At 59.3% G+C, this 501-nt stretch carries 1 protein-coding gene; it reads right to left on the bottom strand.

Features of this window, described 5'->3' with window-relative positions; translation table 11 throughout:
• Positions 1 to 284: 284 nt before the first annotated feature.
• Positions 285 to 501: transposase (locus tag VLK31_RS36225; protein ID WP_409173325.1), on the bottom strand; the 217-nt coding region annotated here is incomplete at its 5' end.

Below are 501 nucleotides of genomic sequence, written 5' to 3'. Positions count from 1 at the left end.
CAGCGTAAGGGCACTACAGAAGCGCTCAAACACATCGAATGCCGGTGCAACGAGCCGGCGAGCGCTGCGACACAACACGCGCGCTCGTCATCAAGTCAATTTACGACTTGATCAGATGTTCCCTAGGGATGGCCTGATCAATGCGATTTGAGCCGTGCATTCACAAACAACTGATTCGGTGAGCGCCGTGCAGCTAGCGATTCAGCATCAGCCGGCACGCGTGGCGAGTTCATCCCTACGACTTCGCGCCCCTTGCGGGCTGTTTGGCTGAGCATCAGACGCACTCATGCCTGCGCAGCCAGCAATTTGCCGCGCACCATCCACAGATTGCTCAGCGCGAACAGCGTGACCAGTTGCGCCGTGTTCTTCCTCATCCCGCGGTAGCGCACCTTCACATGGCCGAACTGGCGCTTGATCACCCGGAACGGATGCTCCACTTTGGCACGCACGCTGGCCTTGAGCTTCTCCACCTTGTCGACCAGCGCGTCGATCTCGTTGGCC

The organism is Variovorax sp. H27-G14 (genome assembly GCF_046156345.1).
GTDB lineage: Bacteria > Pseudomonadota > Gammaproteobacteria > Burkholderiales > Burkholderiaceae_C > Variovorax.
The sequence above is the reverse complement of the archived record's forward strand: the minus strand, read 5'-3'. Positions and strand labels throughout refer to the sequence as shown.